Genomic DNA, 243 nt, shown 5'->3' with positions numbered 1-243 from the left:
ATTGCCTGCCTGGGGGCGCAGGGCAGTGTGATGCGTCAGCGGTTGCGGCAGTTTCTGGCCGGTCAGCTCGACACCTGAGTGTGCAGGTCGGGGTGGGCCTGGCGATGGGCCTGGAGGATATAGTCGCGCAGGCGCTCGATTTCTTCGGCCGGGCTTTGGCTGAGGTCGTAGGCGGCCAGGTCCGGGCCGATGCGCCGGCCCAACACGCCATGCAGTTCGATCGGGCTGATGCCGTCCGGGGCG

1 protein-coding gene is annotated in these 243 nt (G+C 68.3%); it reads right to left on the bottom strand.

Annotated elements, in window-relative coordinates:
• Window positions 1-62: 62 nt before the first annotated feature.
• Window positions 63-243: hypothetical protein (locus J8I29_RS29865; protein ID WP_209434454.1), on the bottom strand; the 181-nt coding region annotated here is incomplete at its 5' end.

This window comes from Labrys sp. LIt4 (genome assembly GCF_017813775.1).
Taxonomy (GTDB): domain Bacteria; phylum Pseudomonadota; class Alphaproteobacteria; order Rhizobiales; family Labraceae; genus Labrys; species Labrys okinawensis_A.
Note: the sequence above shows the minus strand (reverse complement) of the source record. Positions and strands in the feature narration are given on the sequence as shown.